This is a genomic window from Paraburkholderia humisilvae, assembly GCF_902859855.1.
Classification (GTDB): Bacteria; Pseudomonadota; Gammaproteobacteria; order Burkholderiales; family Burkholderiaceae; genus Paraburkholderia; species Paraburkholderia humisilvae.
In genome coordinates this window covers 137,671-158,218 of record NZ_CADIKH010000016.1, presented here as the reverse complement: position 1 = coordinate 158,218, position 20,548 = coordinate 137,671, and the positions used below count along the sequence as shown (strand labels likewise).

The window sequence follows — 20,548 nt, the reverse complement described above, 5'->3', positions numbered from 1 at the left end:
CGGGAAGAGAAAAGCCAGCCACATCAGTTCATTAACGCACTCAATCCACTTCCTTCAACACCTCACCCACCGTCTTGAAGAGTTCCGCAATCTGCTCCGCTTCAATAATGAGCGGCGGCGAAAACGCGAGAATATCCCCCGCCACCCGCACCAGCACTCCCTTCTGGAAGCAGCGCACGAACGTATCGTAAGCGCGCGTGCCCGGCGCGCCATCGCGCGACGCAAGCTCAACGGCGCCCATCAGCCCGATATTACGGATGTCGATCACATGCCGCGTACCACGCAACGCATGAATCGCTTCTTCAAACACGGGCGCCATCTTCGCCGCCCGCTCGAACAGCTGCTCACGCTCATACAGATCGATCGTCGCGCATGTCGCGGCCATCGCGATCGGATGCCCCGAATACGTGTGCCCGTGAAAGAGCTCGACACCCGCCGGCGCGCTATTGATGATCGCATCGTGAATCCGCTTGCTCGCGGCCACCGCGCCCAGCGGCGCGGCCGCGTTGTTGGTCCCCTTCGCCATCGTCAGCAGGTCCGGCGTCACATTGAAGAACTGCGCCGCGAACGGTGCGCCCAAACGTCCCCAACCGGTGATCACTTCATCCAGGATCAGCAGGATGCCGTGCTTGTCGCAGATCTCGCGCAGCCGCTGCAAATAGCCTTGCGGCGGAATCAGCACGCCCGTGGACCCCGCTACCGGCTCGACGATCACCGCGGCGATCGTCGACGCATCGTGCAGCGTCACGAGCCGCTCGAGCTCATCGGCCAGATGCGCGCCCCACGCGGGCTGCCCTTTCGAGAATGCCGCTTCCTTAATGTTCAACGTATGCGGCAAATGATCGACCGCCGGCAGCATCGCGCCTGAATACGCTTTGCGGTTCGCCGGAATGCCGCCCACCGACGTGCCGCCGAAACCAACACCGTGATACGCGCGTTCGCGGCTGATAAAGCGCGTGCGCTGCCCTTCGCCGCGCGCCCGGTGATACGCGAGCGCGATCTTCAGCGCGGTATCGACCGCTTCCGAGCCGGAGTTCACAAAGAAAATGTGCTTCAGATCGCCGGGCGTGTGTTTCGCGATCTTCGTCGCGGCTTCAAAGGCTTTCGGGTGACCCATCTGAAAGGTCGGCGCAAAGTCCATCTCGGCCGCCTGCGCCTGCACCGCGGCGACGATTTCGTCACGGCAGTGGCCCGCGTTCACGCACCACATTCCCGCGGTGCCGTCGAGAATGCGCCGCCCGTCATCCGACGTGTAGTACATCCCTTTCGCCTTCGAAAGCAGCCGCGGCGCGCTCTTGAACTGGCGGTTCGCGGTGAACGGCATCCAGAACGCGGACAGGTCGTGCGTGCGGGTAGCGCGGTCATTCATCTCGTGTCTCCTCGTCTTCTGTCTATGGGTCAATGGTTCGATCAGGTTGCATCGACCAAGCGCCAGCCCTGTGTTTCGGGCTGAGTCCTTCAGTGTAGGCAGCGGCACGCCAGTGCACAACCTGGCAGCGGCGCTGCACCGATCGGGCGCGCCCAACCCCTATGCCATCGCCCCGGCGCTCCGTTGCGGCGCGGCACGCACCGCGACGAAGCGCGACGCGCGCCGATGCACCGCTTTTGCCCTTATCGCGCATAACCGGTTACCACCCGCGGGGTCGCGCGCAGCCGCTTCACAGCGCGCGCCACATCCATTCAGTGCTGCTTTGCAACGTTGGCACATGCCTTGCAGTAACACGCGCGACCCGTCATGCACTACGCAAGCTCAAGCCGGTCTACAGCCTCGATCCGTCGCCGCGTGCACGAAGCCGTCGCGACGCCCAAAAACACTCATCATCCATGGCAAGGGGTAGCACATGAAACGTCGCAATCTTCTGAAGCTCGGCTCAATGTCGGGCGCGCTCGCGCTCGCGGGCAAGGTGCCGTTTGCACACGCGCAGTCGAGCAGCGGGCCGATCAAGGTCGGCATCCTGCACTCGCTGTCGGGCACGATGGCGATTTCGGAGACGTCGCTGAAAGACACCGCATTGATGACGATCTCGGACATCAACAAGAGCGGCGGCGTGATGGGCCGGCAGATCCAGCCGGTCGTCGTCGACCCGGCGTCGAACTGGCCGCTGTTCGCCGAAAAGGCCCGGCAACTGCTGACCCAGGACAAGGTCGCGTGCGTGTTCGGCTGCTGGACATCGGTGTCGCGCAAGTCGGTACTGCCGGTATTCGAGGAACTCAACGGCCTGCTCTACTACCCGGTGCAATACGAAGGGGAAGAGATGTCACGCAACGTGTTCTATACGGGCGCGGCGCCGAACCAGCAGGCGATTCCCGCCGTCGAGTACCTGATGAGCAGCGAGGGCGGCGGCGCGAAACGCTTCTTCCTGCTCGGCACCGACTACGTGTACCCGCGCACGACCAACAAGATCCTGCGCGCCTTCCTGCATTCGAAGGGCGTTCAGGACAGCGACATCCAGGAGGTGTACACGCCGTTCGGCCATAGCGACTATCAAACGATCGTCGCGAACATCAAGACGTTCTCGCAAGGCGGCAAGACCACCGTCGTGTCGACCATCAACGGCGATTCGAATGTGCCGTTCTACAAGGAGCTCGGCAACCAGGGGCTGAAGGCGACCGATGTGCCGGTGGTCGCGTTCTCGGTCGGCGAGGAAGAGCTGCGCGGCATCGATACGAAACCGCTCGTCGGCCACCTCGCGGCGTGGAACTACTTCATGTCGGTCAAAGGACCGAACAACACCGCGTTCAAGGACGAGTTCGCGTCATACGTGAGGGCGCAGAGCCTGCCGGGCGGCGCGAAGCGCGTGACGAACGATCCGATGGAAGCGACCTTCGTCGGCATTCATATGTGGAAGCAGGCGGTCGAAAAAGCGAAGAGCACCGAGGTCGACAAGGTGCGCGTCGCGATGATCGGCCAGACCTTCGCCGCGCCGTCGGGCTTCACGTTGACGATGGATGGCAACCACCATCTGCACAAGCCGGTGATGATCGGCGAGATTCGCGGCGACGGGCAATTCAACGTCGTATGGAAGACGAAGACCGCGATTCGCGCGCAGCCGTGGAGCCCGTTTATTGCGGGCAACGAAAGCAAGCCGGATGTGGTCAGCTCGATTCCGTCGTTCCTGCGCCGCTCGCGCGTGGCGTAAGCCCGACCCGCTGCGCTTCATGCCCTCCCCAACGTGAAGCGCAGCTCAATGAAGTCAAGCCATACCCTGTAGCAAGCGGCATCGGACCGACCCTCCGATGCCGCCGACGTGCCTCCTGCTTGTCTCTTCAAAGGCCATCATGGCGTTCTCCTTCTCCAGACTGGCGCGGCGCGGCTTGAGCGCCGCGCGCGTTGGTTCCATCGCTGCCGCGTTCGCGCTGCTGACGTCGCTGCTCATCCCGCAACAGGCATTCGCACTGACCCCGGCCGACGTCGCGCCGCTGGCGGGCGACGACTTCGACGCGAAGTCCGCCGCCATCGACAAGCTGATTGCGATGCACGACGCGCCATCGCTCGCGCTACTAAAGGCTCTCTCCGAAGACAACGCACTCGCGACCGATGCCGGCGCGGTGCTGATACAGGACAACGACACCGCGCGCGACGCGGTGACCGGTAAGACGATCGCGCCCGGCGACGCGCAGCCTGTGACGCTGAATAACCTGTTGCGCTCGAAGGTCGCGGGCGCATTGTCGGGCTTGCAGCTCGCATCGCCCGACCTCGACACGCGGCGCGCCGCGATCGCGGAACTGCTGAAAAACCCCGACATCGCAATGAAACCGATGATCGACGCGGCGCGCGCGAAAGAAACCGACCCCGCGCTGAAACGGCGCCTCGACGTGCTGTGGGCCATGACCGCACTGCACGACCCCGATGGCGCGAAGCGTCTTGAGGCGGTGCAACTGGTCGCCGCGCGGCACGATCTCGACATGAACGAACTACTGCGCCCGATCGTCGCGAAGAAGCCGGACGGCAGCTTCGCCGAACCGGACGAACGCGTGCGCGCCGCCGCCCAGCAAGGGATCGACGCGCTCGACACGATCCAGCGCCGCAGCGAGATCGTCGGCACGATCTTCGCCGGGCTGTCGCTCGGCAGCGTGCTGCTGCTTGCCGCGCTCGGTCTGGCGATCACCTACGGCCTGATCGGCGTGATCAATATGGCGCACGGCGAGTTTCTGATGATCGGTGCGTACGCAACCTATGTCGTGCAGAGCCTGATGCAGCGTTACACACCGGGCGCGTTCGACTGGTATCCGCTGTTTGCCATTCCCGCATCGTTCATCGCGGCCGCGGCGGTCGGCATCGTGCTCGAACGGCTCGTGCTGAAGCATCTGTACGGCCGCCCGCTCGAGACGCTGCTAACCACGTTCGGCATCAGCCTGATCCTGATCCAGGCGACGCGGATGATCTTCGGTGCGCAGAACGTGCAGGTCGTGAACCCGTCGTGGATGAGCGGCGGCGTCACCGTGATGCAGAACCTGATCCTGCCGTACAACCGGCTCGCGATCCTCGCGTTCTCACTGATCGTGGTCGGCATCGCATGGGCGGTGCTGACCAGGACGCGGCTCGGCCTGTTCGTGCGCGCGGTCACGCAGAACCGCCGGATGGCCGCCTGCGTCGGTGTCAGGACTGCGCTCGTCGATTCCTACGCGTTCGCGTTCGGCGCGGGCATCGCGGGACTCGGCGGCTGTGCGCTGTCGCAGATCGGCAATGTCGGTCCGGATCTCGGTCAGAGCTACATCATCGATTCGTTTATGGCGGTCGTGCTGGGCGGCGTCGGACAGCTCGCGGGCACGGTGCTCGGCGGCTTTGGTCTCGGCCTCGTCAGCAAGGCGATCGAGCCGTTCTGGGGCGCGGTGCTCGCGAAGATCGCGGTGCTCGTGCTGATCGTGCTGTTTATCCAGAAGCGTCCGCAGGGCATGTTCGCCCTGAAGGGCCGCAGCGCGGAGGCCTGATCGATGACGTCCGCTACTTCTTCCCAGGCCGCGGTCGACGCGCGTGCCGCGACGAGCGATACGGAGCGTGTCGATCTGTCCGGCTTCGCGCTCGGTCTGCCGCCGCGCGCGGCGCTGCTGTCGCGCCGCGCGTGGCACGCGTTGATCGCACTGATTATCGTGATCGGGCTGGGCGTGCCGCTCTCCACGCTCGTGTTGCCGGAGACCAGCGCCTTCCATCTGTCCGCGTATGCGATGACGATCGCCGGCAAGTTCATGTGCTATGCGATCGCCGCGCTCGCGCTCGACCTGGTATGGGGCTACTGCGGCATTCTGAGCCTCGGGCATGGGCTGTTCTTCGCGCTCGGCGGCTACGCGATCGGCATGTACCTGATGCGCGCGATCGGCCATGACGGCAAGTACGGCAGCGATCTGCCCGATTTCATGGTGTTTCTCGACTGGCATCAGTTGCCGTGGTACTGGCAAGGCACACAGCATCTCGCGTATGCCCTGCTGCTCGTCGTACTGGTGCCGGCGCTCGTCGCGTGGGTGTTCGGCTTCTTCACGTTCCGCTCGCGCGTGAAAGGCGTCTACCTGTCGATCATCACGCAGGCGATGACGTTCGCCGCGATGCTGCTCTTCTATCGCAACGAGACCGGCTTCGGCGGCAATAACGGCTTTACCGACTTCAAGCGAATCGCCGGCTTTCCGATCACGCACCCTGGCACGCGCACCGTGCTGTTCCTGATGACGTTCGCAGTGCTCGTGCTTGCGTTTATCGGGGCCCGCGCAATCGTCACGTCCAAGCTCGGGCGTGTCGTCACCGCGGTGCGCGACGGCGAGACGCGGCTGATGTTCCTCGGCTACAGCCCACTCGCGTACAAGCTGTTCGTGTGGACCGTGTCCGCCATGCTGTGCGGCATTGCGGGCGCGCTGTACGTGCCGCAGGTCGGCATTATCAATCCGGGCGAAATGTCGCCGGGCAATTCGATCGAAATGGCGATCTGGGTCGCCGTCGGCGGGCGTGGCACGCTGATCGGGCCGATCATCGGCGCCTTCGCGGTAAACGGCGCGAAGAGCTTCTTCACTGCGTACTTCGCCGAATATTGGCTGTTCTTCCTCGGCGCGATTTTCGTGCTGGTGCCGCTGTTCCTGCCGAACGGCATCATGGGGCTGATCGAGCTCGTGATGCGCAAAACCACCGCACATAAGGACCGCTGATGAGCGAACCCGCAAACCTAGCGGAACCCGTTGCCGAACGCGCATTGAGCGGCGTCGCGGGCATGGGCCACGTCGCAACGCCCGGCGAGATCGACATATCGCATGGCACGATCCTGTATCTCGAAGACGTGACCGTGAGCTTCGATGGCTTTCGCGCGTTGAACAAACTGTCGCTTTCGATCGACGTCGGCGAACTGCGCTGCATCATCGGCCCGAACGGCGCCGGCAAGACCACGATGATGGATGTGATCACCGGCAAGACCGCGCCCGATTCCGGCAAGGTCTTCCTCGGCCAGACGATCGACCTGACCCGCCTGAACGAGCCGTCCATCGCGCGGGCCGGCATCGGCCGCAAATTCCAGAAGCCGACCGTGTTCGAACAGCACCCGGTATGGGAAAACCTCGAACTGGCGATGAAGACCGACAAGGGCTGGCTCGCGTCGCTGCGCGCGCGGCTCGATCGCGCCGCCCAGGCGCGCATCGAGGAAACGCTCGCGCTGCTGCGCCTCGAAGGCGAAGCGCGGCGCCCGGCCGGCGAGCTGTCGCACGGGCAGAAGCAACGGCTCGAGATCGGCATGTTGCTGATGCAACAACCGGCGCTGCTGCTGCTCGACGAACCGGCGGCCGGCATGACCGACGACGAGACCATGCAGCTCGCGGACCTGCTGAATCACCTGCGCGGCAGCTGCTCGATGATGGTCGTCGAGCACGATATGGAGTTCGTCGCCGCGCTCGCCGGCGACACGGGGATGGTCACCGTGATGGCCGAAGGCAGCGTGCTCGCGCACGGCACGCTCGACGCCGTGAAAAACGACCCGACTGTGATCGAGTCGTACCTTGGACGCTGACCTATGCTCGAAGTCACCAACCTGAACCAGTACTATGGCGGCAGCCATATCCTGCGCAATGTGAAGCTCGACGTGCCGGACGGCAAGCTGACCGTGCTGCTCGGCCGCAACGGCGTTGGCAAGACGACGCTGCTGCGCTGCCTGATGGGCGTCGTACCGACCAGAAACGGCACGATCACGTGGCGCGGCACGCCGCTCACGAAACTGCCGCCGCATGCGCGCGTCGCGCAAGGCCTCGCTTACGTGCCGCAAGGCCGCGATATCTTTCCGCGCCTCACCGTCGAAGAAAATCTGCTGGTCGGCGCGGCGAGCCGCAAAGCGCCGAAGCGGATTCCCGAGCGAATCTACGAACTCTTCCCGGTGCTGAAGGACATGCGCGCGCGCCGTGGCGGCGATCTGTCGGGCGGCCAGCAGCAACAGCTCGCGATCGGCCGCGCGCTGATGAGCGAACCGCAATTGCTGATTCTCGACGAGCCGACCGAAGGCATCCAGCCGTCGATCATCCAGGACATCGGCCGCACGCTGCGGCAACTGGTCGAAGAGATGGGGCTGACCGTGCTGCTGGTCGAGCAGTACTACGACTTCGCGAAAGCGATCGCGGATCACTACTGGGTGATGAGCCGCGGTGAAATTATCGCGGGCGGCCAAGGCGCGCATATGGATCAGGACGGCGTGCGTGCGCTGATCGCGGTTTAGCGTGCGGTTCGGGGCGTGCTTTCGCGCGTCTTTCACGTGATATTCTCGCCGCATGTCGCTGCACGAAAACCACACTGCTCTCGCCCCCGCCGATTCCACCTCGCATGCGCAGTGGCGCGCGCGGCTCGAACTCGGCTTCGCGAAGCACGGCAGTCGAACCACACTCGCCCATCGGCTGCATGAAGGACCGTTGCGCGTGCAAAGGCCGCTCTATCCGGAAGGCGAGGCGATCTGTCATGCGGTGATCGTGCACCCGCCCGGCGGCATCGCGGGCGGTGACGCGCTTGATATCGACATCGCGCTCGCCGCCGGCACGCACGCCGTGCTCACCACGCCCGGCGCAACCAAGTGGTACAAGTCGAATGGCCGCACCGCGCGACAGCGGATCGGCATTCGCGTCGGCGCGCAGGCGAAGCTCGACTGGCTGCCGCAAAACAATATCGTGTTCGACCATGCGCATGCGTCGCTCGATTTCACGCTGACGCTTGCCGAAGGCGCGAGCGCACTGGGCTGGGACGCGGCACAGCTGGGCCGGCAGGCGGCCGGCGAACGCTGGAGCGCAGGCCACTTGAAAGCCGTGTCGCGCATCGTCGGCGCTGACGGACAACCGCTGTGGTTCGAACGCGCACAACTCGCCGCCGACGCCGCGTTGCGCGATGCGCCGCAAGGGCTCGCGGGCTTTCCGGCATTCGGCACGCTGTGGGCCGTGAGCCCCGCGTGCGACGCTACGCTCGCCGAAGCGCTCACGGCGAAACTGCCGTTCGACGCGACACTGCGCGCCGCCGCCTCCTGCATGCGCAGCGAAGCGAGCGCCGTTGGAGAGTGCCCCGGCGTGCTGCTGGTGCGCGCGGTCGCACGGTCGATGGAGCCGCTGCAACGCGTGCTCATGCAATGCTGGACCGAGCTGCGGCCGCTCGTGCACAGCGTTGATGCGGTGCCGCTGCGCCTGTGGTCAACCTGATTCCGTCGACCTGATTCGGCGACCTGATCCGATTCTCCAGCAAAAGGCGGCCGGTCCCGCGTACAGGCGTCGTCGTTACTGTGATTCGAAGTGATTTGCACCACTGCGGAACACACCAACGCGCGATCATGGTGCAATCCGCTGTCTGTTTGCGCGCAGCAACCCTGCGCACCAGGATGGCATAACGCTTGCTCATCAAATGGCCACTAGAATGACGACGCTACGCCTGTCTTCCACCCACGCGCATTACAACAACGCATCCGATGAAGCTGACACCACGCGAGCGAGACAAACTCCTGATCTTCACCGCGGCGCTGCTTGCCGAACGACGCCGCGCACGCGGCCTGAAACTGAACTACCCCGAAGCGGTCGCGTTCATCACCGCGGCGTTGATGGAAGCCGCGCGCGACGGCCGCACTGTCGCCGAGGTCATGCATTACGGCACGACGCTGCTCACCCGCGACGACGTGATGGAAGGCGTGCCCGAGATGATTCCGGACATCCAGGTCGAAGCGACCTTCCCCGACGGCACGAAGCTGGTGACCGTCCATCATCCGATCCCCTGATGTTTTCACCCCTGACGTTTCCACGATGAAGGAGCGCGCGATGATCCCCGGCGAACTGATCACCGACGATGGCGAGCACGAGCTGAACGCCGGCCGCACGACGATCACGCTAACCGTATCGAATACCGGCGACCGTCCGGTGCAGGTCGGCTCGCACTACCACTTTCACGAAGTCAACGCGGCGCTCGCGTTCGATCGCACGGCGGCGCGCGGCTTCCGGCTCAATATCGCGGCAAGCACCGCGGTACGCTTCGAGCCGGGCCAGGAGCGCACGGTCGAGCTCGTCGAACTGGCCGGCGACCGTATCGTGTACGGTTTCAACGGCAAGGTGATGGGCGAGCTCGACAAGCCGATCGGCACGCCGGTGTCCACTGCGGCGAACGTGCAGGAAGTGAACGTCAAAGCGAACGTCCAGGCCTGATCGCACGCTCGCGCCCCATCCTTTCGGATTCCAGACATGACATTACGTATTGGCCGCCGCGCCTACGCCGAGATGTTCGGCCCCACCACCGGTGACCGTATCCGGCTTGCCGACACCGACCTCGTAATCGAAGTCGAGCGCGATTTCACCGTGTACGGCGAAGAAGTGAAGTTCGGCGGCGGCAAGGTGATTCGCGATGGCATGGGCCAGTCGCAACGTGTCGCGGCCGACGTCGTCGATACGGTGATCACGAACGCCGTGATTCTCGACCACTGGGGCATCGTCAAGGCCGACATCGGCCTGAAGGACGGCCGCATTGCCGCGATCGGCAAGGCCGGCAATCCGGACATCCAGCCGGGTGTGACGATTGCGCTCGGCGCGGCGACCGAAGTGATTGCCGGCGAAGGCATGATCGTCACTGCGGGCGGCATCGATACGCATATTCACTTCATCAGTCCGCAGCAGATCGATGAAGCGCTCGCGAGCGGCGTGACGACGATGCTCGGCGGTGGCACCGGACCCGCGACCGGCACCAACGCGACCACCGTCACGCCGGGGCCATGGCATCTCGAACGGATGCTGCAGGCGGCGGACGGTTATCCGATGAATCTCGGCTTTCTCGGCAAGGGGAATGTCAGCCGGCCAGCGCCGGCGCTCGAGCAGATCGCCGCCGGTGCGATCGGGCTGAAGCTGCATGAGGACTGGGGCACGACGCCGGCCGCGATCGACAATGCGCTCTCAGTGGCCGACGAGACCGACACGCAGGTCGCGATCCACACCGATACGCTGAACGAAGCCGGTTTTGTCGAAGCGACGGTCGCCGCGTTCAAGGGCCGCACGATTCACACGTACCACACCGAAGGTGCGGGCGGCGGCCACGCGCCGGACATCATCAAGGTCTGCGGCGAGGCGAACGTGCTGCCGTCGTCGACCAATCCGACGCGGCCGTACACGATCAATACGCTCGACGAGCATCTCGACATGCTGATGGTGTGCCACCATCTCGATCCGTCGATCGCCGAAGACATCGCGTTTGCCGAATCGCGGATACGCCGCGAAACGATCGCCGCGGAAGACATCCTGCACGATCTCGGCGCGCTGTCGATGCTGTCGTCGGATTCGCAGGCGATGGGACGGGTCGGCGAGGTGATCATCCGCACGTGGCAGACCGCGCACAAAATGAAGGCGCAGCGCGGCGCGTTACCTGAAGACAATGCGCGCAACGATAATTTCCGCGCCAAACGGTATGTCGCGAAGTACACGATCAATCCGGCGTTGACGCACGGCATCGCGCATGAAGTTGGCTCGATCGAAGCCGGCAAGTGGGCGGACCTGGTGCTGTGGGAGCCGGCATTTTTCGGCGTCAAGCCTTCCTTGATACTGAAAGGCGGAATGATCGCGCTTGCGCAGATGGGCGACCCGAACGCGTCGATTCCGACGCCGCAGCCGGTCCACTATCGTGAGATGTTTGCCACACGCGGCGGCGCATTGGGACGCACATCGTTGACATTCGTGTCGCAATTGGCCGCCGGGCGCGGCGTGGCGGAACGTTATGGGCTGACGAAGCGTATCGTTGCGGTGAAAGGCTGCCGCAGCGTCACGAAGAACGACATGATCCACAATGCGTGGCAACCGACGATTAGCGTCGATCCGGAGACTTATCAGGTGATTGCAAACGGCGAATGGCTAACTTGCGAGCCTGCGAAGGTGCTGCCGATGGCGCAGCGGTATTTTCTGTTCTGATGGCTTTGATGTGCGTTGATTGGCCAGGGTTGATATGAGAACGATCGATAAACGTCTCGATGCGCATGTGAAGATCGCGCGTGTACTGGTGGCGCGCGCGCCCGGCCTCACGCTGCCGTTCGATGCGCGTTGCAGGAGCCGGCTGGCGGCGACACTCGACACAGGCGAGGAAGTCGCGCTGGTGCTGCCACGCGGCACGGTGCTGCGTGACGGCGATGTGCTGGTCGCGGACGATGGCGGGCTTGTTCGCGTGGTCGCGGCGCCGGAAGCGGTGCTGCTGGTGCGTGCGCCCGATGGGCTGACGTTGACGCGCGCGGCGTATCACCTCGGTAATCGGCATACGCCGGTTGAAGTCGGCGTCGATTATCTGAAGCTCGAATACGATCCGGTGCTGGCGGATATGTTGAAGCGGCTCGGTGCGTCGGTTGAGCAGGTGTCGCTGCCGTTCCAGCCGGAGACGGGCGCTTACGGCGGCGGGCATCGGCATGGGCACGATGAGACGTTTGCCGAAGACTATGCGGTCGCGCAGAAGGTGTTCGATGAGCATCATGGGCATGCGCATGAGCATGGCCATGGCCACGACCACTCGCACGATCACAAACACGACCACGACCACGACAACTGCGACGCGTCCTGCTCGCATGGTCATCATCATGATGCGCGTCGCTGAACTGACTGCGCTGCTGCATCTCGCGTCGCCGGCGCTGCCGATTGGCGCGTTCAGCTACTCGCAAGGGCTCGAAGCGGCTATCGAAGCGCAACTGATCACCAATGCCGATAGCGCGCGCGATTGGATCTTGAGCGGCCTCACCAACGTGCTCGCGTCCGGTGAACTGCCGTTTCTCGCGCATCAGATCGAACGCTGGCGGGTGCACGATGCGACCGGCCTCGCGGAAGCGAATAGCGAATTCCTCGCAAGCCGCGAATCGCTGGAACTGCGCCGCGAAACCGAGCAGATGGGCTGGTCGTTGCGGCAACTGTGCGCATCGCTCGAATGGGGCGACGCGGCGCGGCGCGCAACGCTCGATAGGTTGACGCCGGTCGCGCAACCGACGGCGTTTGCGTTTGCCGCTTTTGCACACGATGTGCCGGCCGATGCCGCGCTCGCGGCGTATGCGTTCAGTTGGGTTGAAAATCAGGCGGCCGCCGCGTTGAAGGCGGTGCCGCTCGGCCAGCTTGCCGGACAGCGAATTATCGTCGCGCTGCGCGGTGCGATCGACGCTGCGGTCGCGCGTGCACTCGCCACGTCACCGGATGACATCAATACTTTCGCGCCGCAACTCGGTATTTTGTCGGCGCGTCACGAGTCGCAGTATTCGCGACTCTTCCGCTCTTAGGGTTGGACATCATGAACGCACTCTCTCAACGTACGAAGAAACTGCCGCCGCTACGCGTCGGCGTCGGCGGTCCGGTTGGGTCCGGCAAAACGACGCTGCTCGAAATGCTGTGCAAGGCGATGCGCGACCGTTATGACCTGGTTGCGATTACCAACGATATCTATACGAAGGAAGATCAGCGGCTGTTGACCGTCGCGGGTGCGCTGCCGGCGGAGCGGATTATGGGTGTTGAAACGGGTGGCTGCCCGCATACGGCGATTCGCGAGGATGCGTCGATCAATCTGGAAGCGGTCGACCGGATGCTCACGCGCTTTCCGGATGCGGATATCGTGTTTATTGAATCGGGTGGGGATAATCTGGCGGCGACTTTCAGTCCGGAGTTGTCCGACCTGACGATTTACGTGATCGATGTGGCGGGAGGGGAGAAGATTCCACGCAAGGGCGGACCCGGGATTACGAAGTCGGATTTGCTGGTGATTAACAAGACCGATCTCGCGCCGTTCGTCGGCGCGAATCTCGAGGTGATGGCGTCGGACGCGAAGAAGATGCGCGGGGAGCGGCCGTTTGTGATGTGCAATCTGAAGGCACTCGACGGGCTCGATCAGGTCGTTGCGTTTATCGAGAAGAAGGGGTTGCTGGTGGTTTAGATCGGTGGTCTGGCCTGCGGGACTCGCCGATGTGTGTCGGAGGTCCCTCAGGCCCTCGGGTCGCCTCGCTGATACGCGGTGCCCTCGCTAAGCGGGACGATTGGATCGCCGCCTTGTCTGGAAAATCCTCCAACCTTTCATGATCGCCTTATATACAAGAGTCGTAAAGATAAGGTCCACGAGCAAGATCACGGATAATTCAAAGTCGTTTGAATGGCCGATACCTAGTTTTCCGGTAATGACCACCCCCCAGTGTGTGTACTCGCGCTCCATAGGCTCAAGGACGTAAGTCATTATCAGCAGGAACAGGCCAATGAATAACGTCGTTTTGACAAGGCATGAAGGCGTGAATGGTATCTCGCTCGCAAGGGCTTCCACGCGCTTGACAACCGCCAGATAAACAAAAATAGTGACGACAAGGTCCATCACGAGGATCACTGTGACCCAGGCATCTTCGGGATTGCTAATACCATACTGCGCCGAAAACGCGGACCACCAACGCATGCGCTCAATGGTCATCGGGAATGGATAGGTGCTGAGAAACAGCACCGCCAGCAGGTAAAGGCCAACGAACAACAATACCTTTGTGAGGACGTTGGCAAACCGTGACGATTTCTTCGGTGTCTCGTCTGTAGAGTCTTCCAAGCTTGAGAACTCCCGTATATAGGAAAATGGCGAAGATAAGGTCCGCAATCAAAAGTCACGGAAATTTAAAAATCTTCAGGATTCCGAATACCAAATCCGCGTGATATAGCGAACCACCATCTTGACTGATCATCGGTCATCGGAAATGGGTAGACATTTTCCTCCAGAATCTCATAATTGCCATATATACAAAGATGGCAACAATAAAATCTGCGAAAAATGTCAACCATGCCCAAAAATCTTCGAAATCTTCGATATTGTCGATCCCAAATTTCCCAGAAATGGCGTACCACCACCGTACCTCGTCATTTGTCATTGGAAGCGGGTAAGTATGGACAAATCTCAGCACCGGTATAAATAGAGCAATAAACAACAGAACTTTGACGACTCTACGGGCAAGTATTGCCATGTGCAATCACCTCAATCCATCCATATGCAGGCAACCCTGAATCACCCGCGGGCACTGTAGATGTGTGTAACAACGCTCGCCGTACATTTTGGAAATCAGAGTAGCTTTGCAGGGTAATACAACCAAACGAAACGCCAGCACCTCCTTTGGGATGTAGCCTAAAGTTGCCACGCTTTACGCCTTCGACCCACATATGGTCGTCGATTTGCCCATCGTCACAGTACAAGGCAAACCATTCTGAACGGTGAATGGGTGAGGTCAAAGGAGAAACAAGTGCGTCTCTCACCGAAGCCGATATTTGTGAAGCAAAACCTCCGGTTGGTCTATCCACAATCCAATATCGCCCCGCTGGGATCGGACCTTGATTAACAATTTTCGTGCATCCAGCACGATTACGATAGATATTGTCACCGGAGAAAGCCATGAATGAACCCACTCCATACATAACAAGTGGCGACAGCGGTGCGTTATCGATGACAAATTTTCCCTGTATGGCCATGGCATATTTCTCGCGAACTATCGCTCACTCCATGAATCGATGAACTTGATATTGCCGTCCACATAGTGCCAAGTAATGCGGTCGTACATCAACGAAACCGACTCCATATGATTGAGTTGCGACATCCCAGATAGCTTGGTGTTCGCCATACCCGGATTAATACCCGTGACTTTCACACCCTCCAGCAGCATGATGAAATACACCCGCTCCTGCCCGGCATCGTTGATCTGATACCACTTCAATTCCGCCGATTTCAGCGTCTGCCCTTTGGCAACGGCCTTATAAAGGTAAGGACTGGAGGAATCAAATTCCTTTTCGATCAACATGGGCGAATGCGACCGCGTACCCGTAACCTTCCCGGTACTATTATCAACGGGCAAGTTCAACCCATGCCCAAACCCAATCACCTCGATACTTCCTTCACGACCTTGCACAGTGACGGAACCCTTGATATCCGCACCACCATCGTCTTTAAGCCACATATAGGCAGGAATCGGCATGCTGGCTTCTGCTCCCTTTTGAACACAGTTTTTAACCAGGCACGCATATTGGCACAAGAAGAATAAAAAAAATATCCTGCCTAGGTGATTTGACAAATCTTTCCAACTTCCTAAACACTAATTATGTTTATCTGATAGCCGGAGACTCAGTATTCAAGAAACGTTAAGACATATCCAACAAAATCAAATCCAACGACACACTCCATCAGAAAGTTAAATTCTTCTCCAACCCCTCACCCGAATAAAAACCACCGTCGCAGGCGGGCGTATATTTGTCGACACCACCGCCCCCGACCAAAACCACCCCACCCACAGTGGTAAAATGTGAAAAATCATCACACCCCGCCGCACGCATCGGCTCGCAACCGGTACCGACTCACGCTAGCCAGACACATGTCCCCAACGCTGCCGCGCACTTCCGTCCTGTTTAACGTCGTCGACTTCAACGACGGCGGCATCGAATCGTCGCTGATTCAATGGCTGCGCATCCTCGATCGCAGCCAGTTCGATATCACGCTGTCGGTCATGTTCGCGTCGCCGGCGTTCGTCAGCCGCTTTCGTGCGCTGATTCCGCAAGACGTGAAGGTCGAAATCCTGGTCGACCGTCCGTGGCTCAACCACTTCCAGTCGCGCCGCTACGCGCGCAAGCTCAGCAAGCTCGGGCGCATCGGCCGCGACGTGTTCAACACGCTCGCGGTGCGGCCTTACGTACGCAAGCGCATCGCCGCGCTCGCGAAGCACCACGACGTGATCGTCGACTTCGATATGTCGCTGCGGCGTTGGGCATCGCAATTCAACATTGCTTGGCTCGGCATCAATCACTTCAGCTTCGACGCGCGTCTGGGCAACCGTCCGCGCAAGGCGCGCCGGCTCGCGTTGCAATATGCGCGCTATGACGCCGTCGTCGCGCTGAACCAGCACATGGCCGACGAGGCCAACGCGATGTTCGGCGACGGCCTGCGCCAGCTCGTCGTACTGCCCAACGCGATCGATATCGATGCGATCAACGCGTCGGCCAGCGCGCCGAACGCGCACACCGCACCGGTCACCGCGCCGTACATCGTGTCGGTCGCGCGGCTCGACGAAATCCAGAAAGACCACCGCACGCTACTGCGTGCCTACGCGAAGATGGTCGAACACCACGACGTCGCGGAAGATCTCGTGATCGTCGGTAACGGCGCGTTCCGTCAGGAACTGGAAGGCCTCGCCGCGGAACTCAAGATCGCGCGGCGTGTGCATTTCGTCGGCCATCAGGACAACCCGCATGCGTTGATCGCGCATGCACGCGCGCTGGTGCTGAGCTCGCGCTACGAAGGTATGCCGATGGTGCTGCTCGAGGCGCTCGCGCATGGCAAGCCGATCGTCGCGACCGACTGCCCGACCGGCCCTCGCGAGATTCTCGACGATGGCCGCGCCGGCATCCTGGTGCCGATCGGCGAAGCAGACACGATGGCCGATGCGCTGATGCGCATCGTCGCCGACGCCGCATTGCGCGACGCGATGACCGCTAGCGCATTGGCGCGCGCACAGCACTATGGAATCGAGCAGAGTAACCGGCGCTTTGCCGCGTGTGTCGCCGCCATTCTTGCAGCGCGGCGCGCCGCTCACAAGACAACGATGCAAGCGTCGGTGTAGCGCATCGCGCGGCCCGCAGCCCCCGCCGCCTGCTACTTCGACTCCGCCGCAAACGCCGGTGTCGGATTCTCGGGCAATAACGTCGTCAGCACATCCACCGTCCGCGCGGTCGCACCACGATGCCGTGCGGCAAAGGCGGATGCCGCCGCGCCCATCGCGGCACGGCGTGGCCGGTCGTTGAATAGGTCACGCAACACGCGCGCTAGGTCGGCCGGATCGTTCACCTGAATCGTTGCGCCGGCCGCGACCGCATCGGCGGTCGCCTGCGTGAAATTGAACACGTGCGGACCGATCAGCACCGGCACGCCCACTGCGCACGCTTCGATCAGGTTCTGCCCGCCGAGCGGCAGCAAACTGCCGCCGATAAACGCGATATCCGACGCCGCATAGTAAGCGGCCAACTCGCCCATCGAATCGCCAAGCAACACGTTGACGTCGCGCCGCAGCGCGCGCACCGGCCCGAGCGCGGCCGCCGCGGTACCGGCCGGCGCCCATGCCGAACGCCGCTCGACGCGCAAGCCTTGTCGCTCGACTAACGCGGCGACTTCGTCGAATCGCTGTGGATGACGCGGCACCAGCACGAGTAAAGCGTCATCAAGCGCCAGCGCCGCGAACGCCTGCAGCACCAAGTCCTCTTCGCCCTCGCGGGTGCTCGCCGCCACCCACACCCGACGCTCGCCGATCGCCGATCGCCACGCATGGCCGCGCGCAACGAGCTCCGGCGGCGTATGCATATCGAACTTCAGATTGCCCAGCACCGCGATATTGCGCGCGCCGAGCGCGGTGAGCCGCTGCGCGTCCGCCGGACTTTGCGCAAGCACCCGTGCAAAGCCACCGAATACATCGCGCGTCGCATGACCGAAGCGCGCCGCGCGCCGGTACGAGCGCTCCGACATCCGCGCATTGGTCAGCACGAGCGGCACGTCGGCGCGGCGGCATTCGTCGATCAGCGTCGGCCACACTTCGGTCTCCATCACGAGGCCCAGCGACGGCCGCCATGCGCGCAAAAAGCGCCGCACCGCATGCGGCAAGTCATAAGGGAGATAGCAACGCAATACCCGGTCGCCGAAGATCTGCTCGCCGGTCGCGCGGCCGCTTGGCGTCATATGGGTCAGCAGGATGCGCGCGTCGGGGCGCGCCTTCATCAACGCGTCGATCAGCGGTTGCGCGGCGCGCGTCTCGCCAACCGACACCGCGTGCACCCAGATCAGCGGCGCGTCGTCCTCAGGCAGGCGGCCGCCCACGCGGCCGAAACGCTCGCCGATATACCAGCGGTAGCCGGGCTCCCTGCGCGAGCGCCAGAGCAGACGCAGCACCGCAACCGGCGCGGCGATCCACCAGAGCGCGTTGTAAACCGCTCTTAGCATCGGACCTCCACGACCGTGTGCCAACACGCAGCGCGCGCCGCCGCCGCTGCCACTGCCGCGCTTCGCTGCGCCTCGCGCCGCGAGCGGCGCGGTTCAATCACGCGCGCGCCCGCCCCGCCGCCACGCCCCGATTGGTCGCCGCTCAAACCAGCGCCCTGCCCTGCAGGCGTTCGAGAATGCCAAGCGGCGCGCATTCCGGCTGCGCCATCGCCTTGACCGGCAGGAAGAACGTCTGTTCAAGCATGAATTGCCCCGACATCACCGCATGCGAAGTCTGGTCCGAGAAGCACACCCAGACGCTGCCCGGCGGGAATGGCATGGTCTGCTGCGGCGACGACTTCTGATACTCGAGATCCGCCTTCATCCCGTCGTGCAGATGCAGCATCAGGTGGTCATATTCGCTGCGCGGCGTCTTCGTCACGTGCAGCAGATTCAACAGCCACGCGGCGCCGGGCATCTGCGGCTTGATACGCGGCAAGAAGCGTTTGGCCATCGCCTCGAACGGCTCGCCGACGCGCCATACACGCGGCACGCCCTGCGGATTCACATTGGTGAACACACGCAGAATGCGCTCGCCGTAATTCGGCCGCGACGGAAACGCATCGACGTGCAGACGGCTATCGTCCTTGCGCCACGAGGTCTGGCGCGTCTCGACCTGATGCAGCCGCAAGCTGGTCGGCGCAACGCGCAGCTTGTTGTGGTACTCGGGGAACAGGCCGTCGACGAGCGTGCGCGCGTTCGCCTGATAGCGCGCAATCAGCGCGCGCACCGCCGATTGGGTCACCGTATCGCCCAGCACACCGTGCAGCGCGCCGCCGTTGGGTTCGAGGCTGATGTTCTTGCGGTTCGGATCGGCGATCGCCGGATCGAGCAGTGCGGTCTCGCCGCCTTCGATCGCAAAGCGCAGGTTCGGGAAGTACAACACCTTGCCGCGCTCGACGCCCGCGAGCAGCGTTTCGCGCGGCACCGACAGGTGTTGTCCCTGCCAGTCGGCGCTGGTTACTTCGATGATCTGGGATTCGTTCATGGTCGCCCTCTTTTTGCAGCGGATGAAGCGTGTGCGCGTGAGCGGTTACAGCAAGCCGAAGCCGGTCAGCGCCTCCTTCACCGCCTGCAGCGTCGGCGGCCTGCCGGCCGTGCCGAGATTGACCACATTCGGCGACCAGTAGCCGCCGGTGCGCCACGCGGTGGCGAAATTGTACAACTCGACCGTCGGCCGCTTGAGCGCTGCGGCAATATGCACAAGGCCGGTGTCGACGCCGACCGTCGCGGCCGCGCCTTCGATCAGGCCCACCACCGCCGGCAGCGACAGCTTCGGCGGCACGACCGCGGCCGCGCCGAATTCTTTCGCGAGGCGCTCACTGGTCGCGCGCTCGTCGTCATTGCCCCACGGCAGCACGAGCGACGCGCCGCGCCGCACCAGCGACTGGCCGAGCTCGATCCACGCGGCGTCCGGCCACTGCTTGTCCGCGCGCGACGTCGCATGCACGAACACGACGTATGGCACCGGCAGGTTCAGCTGCGTCTGCGAAAGCGCGAGCGCGGCGCGGTTCGAATCGAGGCCGAAGTCGATTTCGTCAGTCGGTTGCGGCGGCGGGTTGCCCAGCGCGGCCGCAACCAGCTGGCGCGTGCGTTCGACCACATGGGTGCGCGGCTCGATGGGCACGCGCCGGTCGTAGAAGAAGCGCACGGGCCATTCGTAGCCCGCGCCGTCGGTACGGTTGCCCAGGCCCACCAGCGTCCCGCGCGCCATCCGCGCGAGCCACGCGGTCTTGATCAGCCCCTGGCAGTCGATCACGAGGTCGTAATGCTCGGCGGCCAGCGCGCGGCGAAACGCGCGAATTTCGCGCCAGTTGCCCGGCGACAGCAGCCCTTTGCGCCAGCGCCGCAGCGACACCGGAATCGCCCGGCGCACGCCCTGCACCAGCTCGACCAGCCCAACGAAGCTTTCTTCGACCAGCCAATCGATTTGCGCATCAGGATGGCGGCGGCGGATATCGGCGATCGCCGGCATGTTATGCACGACGTCGCCCAGCGATGACACCCGTACGATCAGTATCTTTTGCGCGCTCAAGGAGGGGGGCCGGTCATTCCGGCGTGACAATGCGTTGAAAGGACGCAATTCTAGCGCGCCGCACGAAA

At 62.8% G+C, this 20,548-nt stretch carries 19 protein-coding genes and 1 pseudogene; 13 read left to right on the top strand and 7 right to left on the bottom strand.

The genetic code is table 11. From position 1 onward, the window contains the following. Positions 1-40: 40 nt before the first annotated feature. Positions 41-1,369 carry an omega-aminotransferase AptA gene (gene aptA, locus HV796_RS18815; RefSeq protein ID WP_175227996.1) on the bottom strand — a complete coding sequence of 443 codons (1,329 nt, stop codon included), beginning with the start codon at positions 1,367-1,369 and terminating at the stop codon, positions 41-43. 472 nt (positions 1,370-1,841) lie between these two features. Between aptA and urtA the strand changes: the two genes are divergently transcribed. The 12 genes and pseudogenes from urtA (at position 1,842) to ureG (ending at position 13,351) form a co-directional block, all read left to right on the top strand. Next, positions 1,842-3,140, top strand: a complete 1,299-nt coding sequence (gene urtA / locus HV796_RS18810; RefSeq protein ID WP_175227995.1) for an urea ABC transporter substrate-binding protein — start codon at positions 1,842-1,844, stop codon at positions 3,138-3,140. 139 nt (positions 3,141-3,279) lie between these two features. Continuing rightward, positions 3,280-4,932, top strand: coding sequence for an urea ABC transporter permease subunit UrtB (gene urtB, locus HV796_RS18805; protein WP_175227994.1), 1,653 nt, complete (start codon positions 3,280-3,282; stop codon positions 4,930-4,932). Between the two features lie 3 nt (positions 4,933-4,935). After that, positions 4,936-6,132, top strand: coding sequence for an urea ABC transporter permease subunit UrtC (urtC, locus tag HV796_RS18800; protein WP_175227993.1), 1,197 nt, complete (start codon positions 4,936-4,938; stop codon positions 6,130-6,132). Continuing rightward, a complete protein-coding gene (gene urtD, locus HV796_RS18795; protein WP_175227992.1) occupies positions 6,132-6,980 on the top strand; it encodes an urea ABC transporter ATP-binding protein UrtD in 849 nt (282 codons plus the stop codon). Before urtC ends, urtD begins: the two co-directional genes overlap by 1 nt. 3 nt (positions 6,981-6,983) lie before the next feature. Next, positions 6,984-7,676: an urea ABC transporter ATP-binding subunit UrtE gene (gene urtE / locus HV796_RS18790; RefSeq protein ID WP_175227991.1), complete on the top strand. Its 693-nt coding sequence runs from the start codon at positions 6,984-6,986 to the stop codon at positions 7,674-7,676. A gap of 52 nt (positions 7,677-7,728) precedes the next feature. After that, positions 7,729-8,637 carry an urease accessory protein UreD gene (locus tag HV796_RS18785; RefSeq protein ID WP_175227990.1) on the top strand — a complete coding sequence of 303 codons (909 nt, stop codon included), beginning with the start codon at positions 7,729-7,731 and terminating at the stop codon, positions 8,635-8,637. Between the two features lie 263 nt (positions 8,638-8,900). Continuing rightward, positions 8,901-9,203, top strand: coding sequence for an urease subunit gamma (gene ureA, locus HV796_RS18780; protein WP_175227989.1), 303 nt, complete (start codon positions 8,901-8,903; stop codon positions 9,201-9,203). Positions 9,204-9,243: 40 nt separating this feature from the next. Next, positions 9,244-9,546: pseudogene (locus HV796_RS43395) on the top strand (urease subunit beta); the annotation flags it as partial. A gap of 114 nt (positions 9,547-9,660) precedes the next feature. After that, positions 9,661-11,367, top strand: coding sequence for an urease subunit alpha (ureC, locus tag HV796_RS18775; RefSeq protein WP_217477936.1), 1,707 nt, complete (start codon positions 9,661-9,663; stop codon positions 11,365-11,367). A 34-nt stretch (positions 11,368-11,401) separates the two neighbouring features. Next, a complete protein-coding gene (gene ureE / locus HV796_RS18770) occupies positions 11,402-12,037 on the top strand; it encodes an urease accessory protein UreE (protein ID WP_175227988.1) in 636 nt (211 codons plus the stop codon). Next, positions 12,024-12,704 carry an urease accessory protein UreF gene (locus HV796_RS18765; RefSeq protein ID WP_175228022.1) on the top strand — a complete coding sequence of 227 codons (681 nt, stop codon included), beginning with the start codon at positions 12,024-12,026 and terminating at the stop codon, positions 12,702-12,704. The genes ureE and HV796_RS18765 overlap by 14 nt, the downstream gene beginning before the upstream one ends. Before the next feature lie 11 nt (positions 12,705-12,715). Beyond that, the gene (gene ureG, locus HV796_RS18760; RefSeq protein ID WP_175227987.1) at positions 12,716-13,351 is read left to right on the top strand and encodes an urease accessory protein UreG; all 636 of its coding nucleotides are present in this window, start codon (positions 12,716-12,718) and stop codon (positions 13,349-13,351) included. A gap of 87 nt (positions 13,352-13,438) precedes the next feature. Here the strand turns inward: ureG and HV796_RS18755 are convergent, their stop codons facing one another. From HV796_RS18755 to HV796_RS18745, 3 genes are all read right to left on the bottom strand, one after another. Further along, positions 13,439-13,996, bottom strand: coding sequence for a hypothetical protein (locus tag HV796_RS18755; RefSeq protein WP_175227986.1), 558 nt, complete (start codon positions 13,994-13,996; stop codon positions 13,439-13,441). A gap of 389 nt (positions 13,997-14,385) precedes the next feature. Beyond that, positions 14,386-14,904 (bottom strand): DUF2778 domain-containing protein, encoded by a 519-nt coding sequence (locus tag HV796_RS18750; RefSeq protein ID WP_175227985.1) that lies wholly within the window; start codon positions 14,902-14,904, stop codon positions 14,386-14,388. Positions 14,905-14,921: 17 nt separating this feature from the next. Next, a complete protein-coding gene (locus tag HV796_RS18745; protein WP_175227984.1) occupies positions 14,922-15,404 on the bottom strand; it encodes an Hcp family type VI secretion system effector in 483 nt (160 codons plus the stop codon). Between the two features lie 393 nt (positions 15,405-15,797). On the opposite strand from HV796_RS18745, the gene HV796_RS18740 reads away from it, so the two are divergent. Then, on the top strand, positions 15,798-17,039 hold the full coding sequence (locus HV796_RS18740) for a glycosyltransferase (RefSeq protein WP_175227983.1): 1,242 nt from the start codon (positions 15,798-15,800) through the stop codon (positions 17,037-17,039). 32 nt (positions 17,040-17,071) lie between these two features. Here the strand turns inward: HV796_RS18740 and waaA are convergent, their stop codons facing one another. From waaA to waaC, 3 genes are all read right to left on the bottom strand, one after another. Continuing rightward, complete coding sequence (gene waaA / locus HV796_RS18735; RefSeq protein ID WP_175227982.1) at positions 17,072-18,406, bottom strand: lipid IV(A) 3-deoxy-D-manno-octulosonic acid transferase; 1,335 nt, start codon at positions 18,404-18,406, stop codon at positions 17,072-17,074. A 142-nt stretch (positions 18,407-18,548) separates the two neighbouring features. Further along, a complete protein-coding gene (gene kdoO / locus HV796_RS18730; protein ID WP_175227981.1) occupies positions 18,549-19,433 on the bottom strand; it encodes a Kdo hydroxylase KdoO in 885 nt (294 codons plus the stop codon). A 45-nt stretch (positions 19,434-19,478) separates the two neighbouring features. Further along, positions 19,479-20,480, bottom strand: a complete 1,002-nt coding sequence (waaC, locus tag HV796_RS18725; protein WP_175227980.1) for a lipopolysaccharide heptosyltransferase I — start codon at positions 20,478-20,480, stop codon at positions 19,479-19,481. Positions 20,481-20,548: the final 68 nt, after the last annotated feature.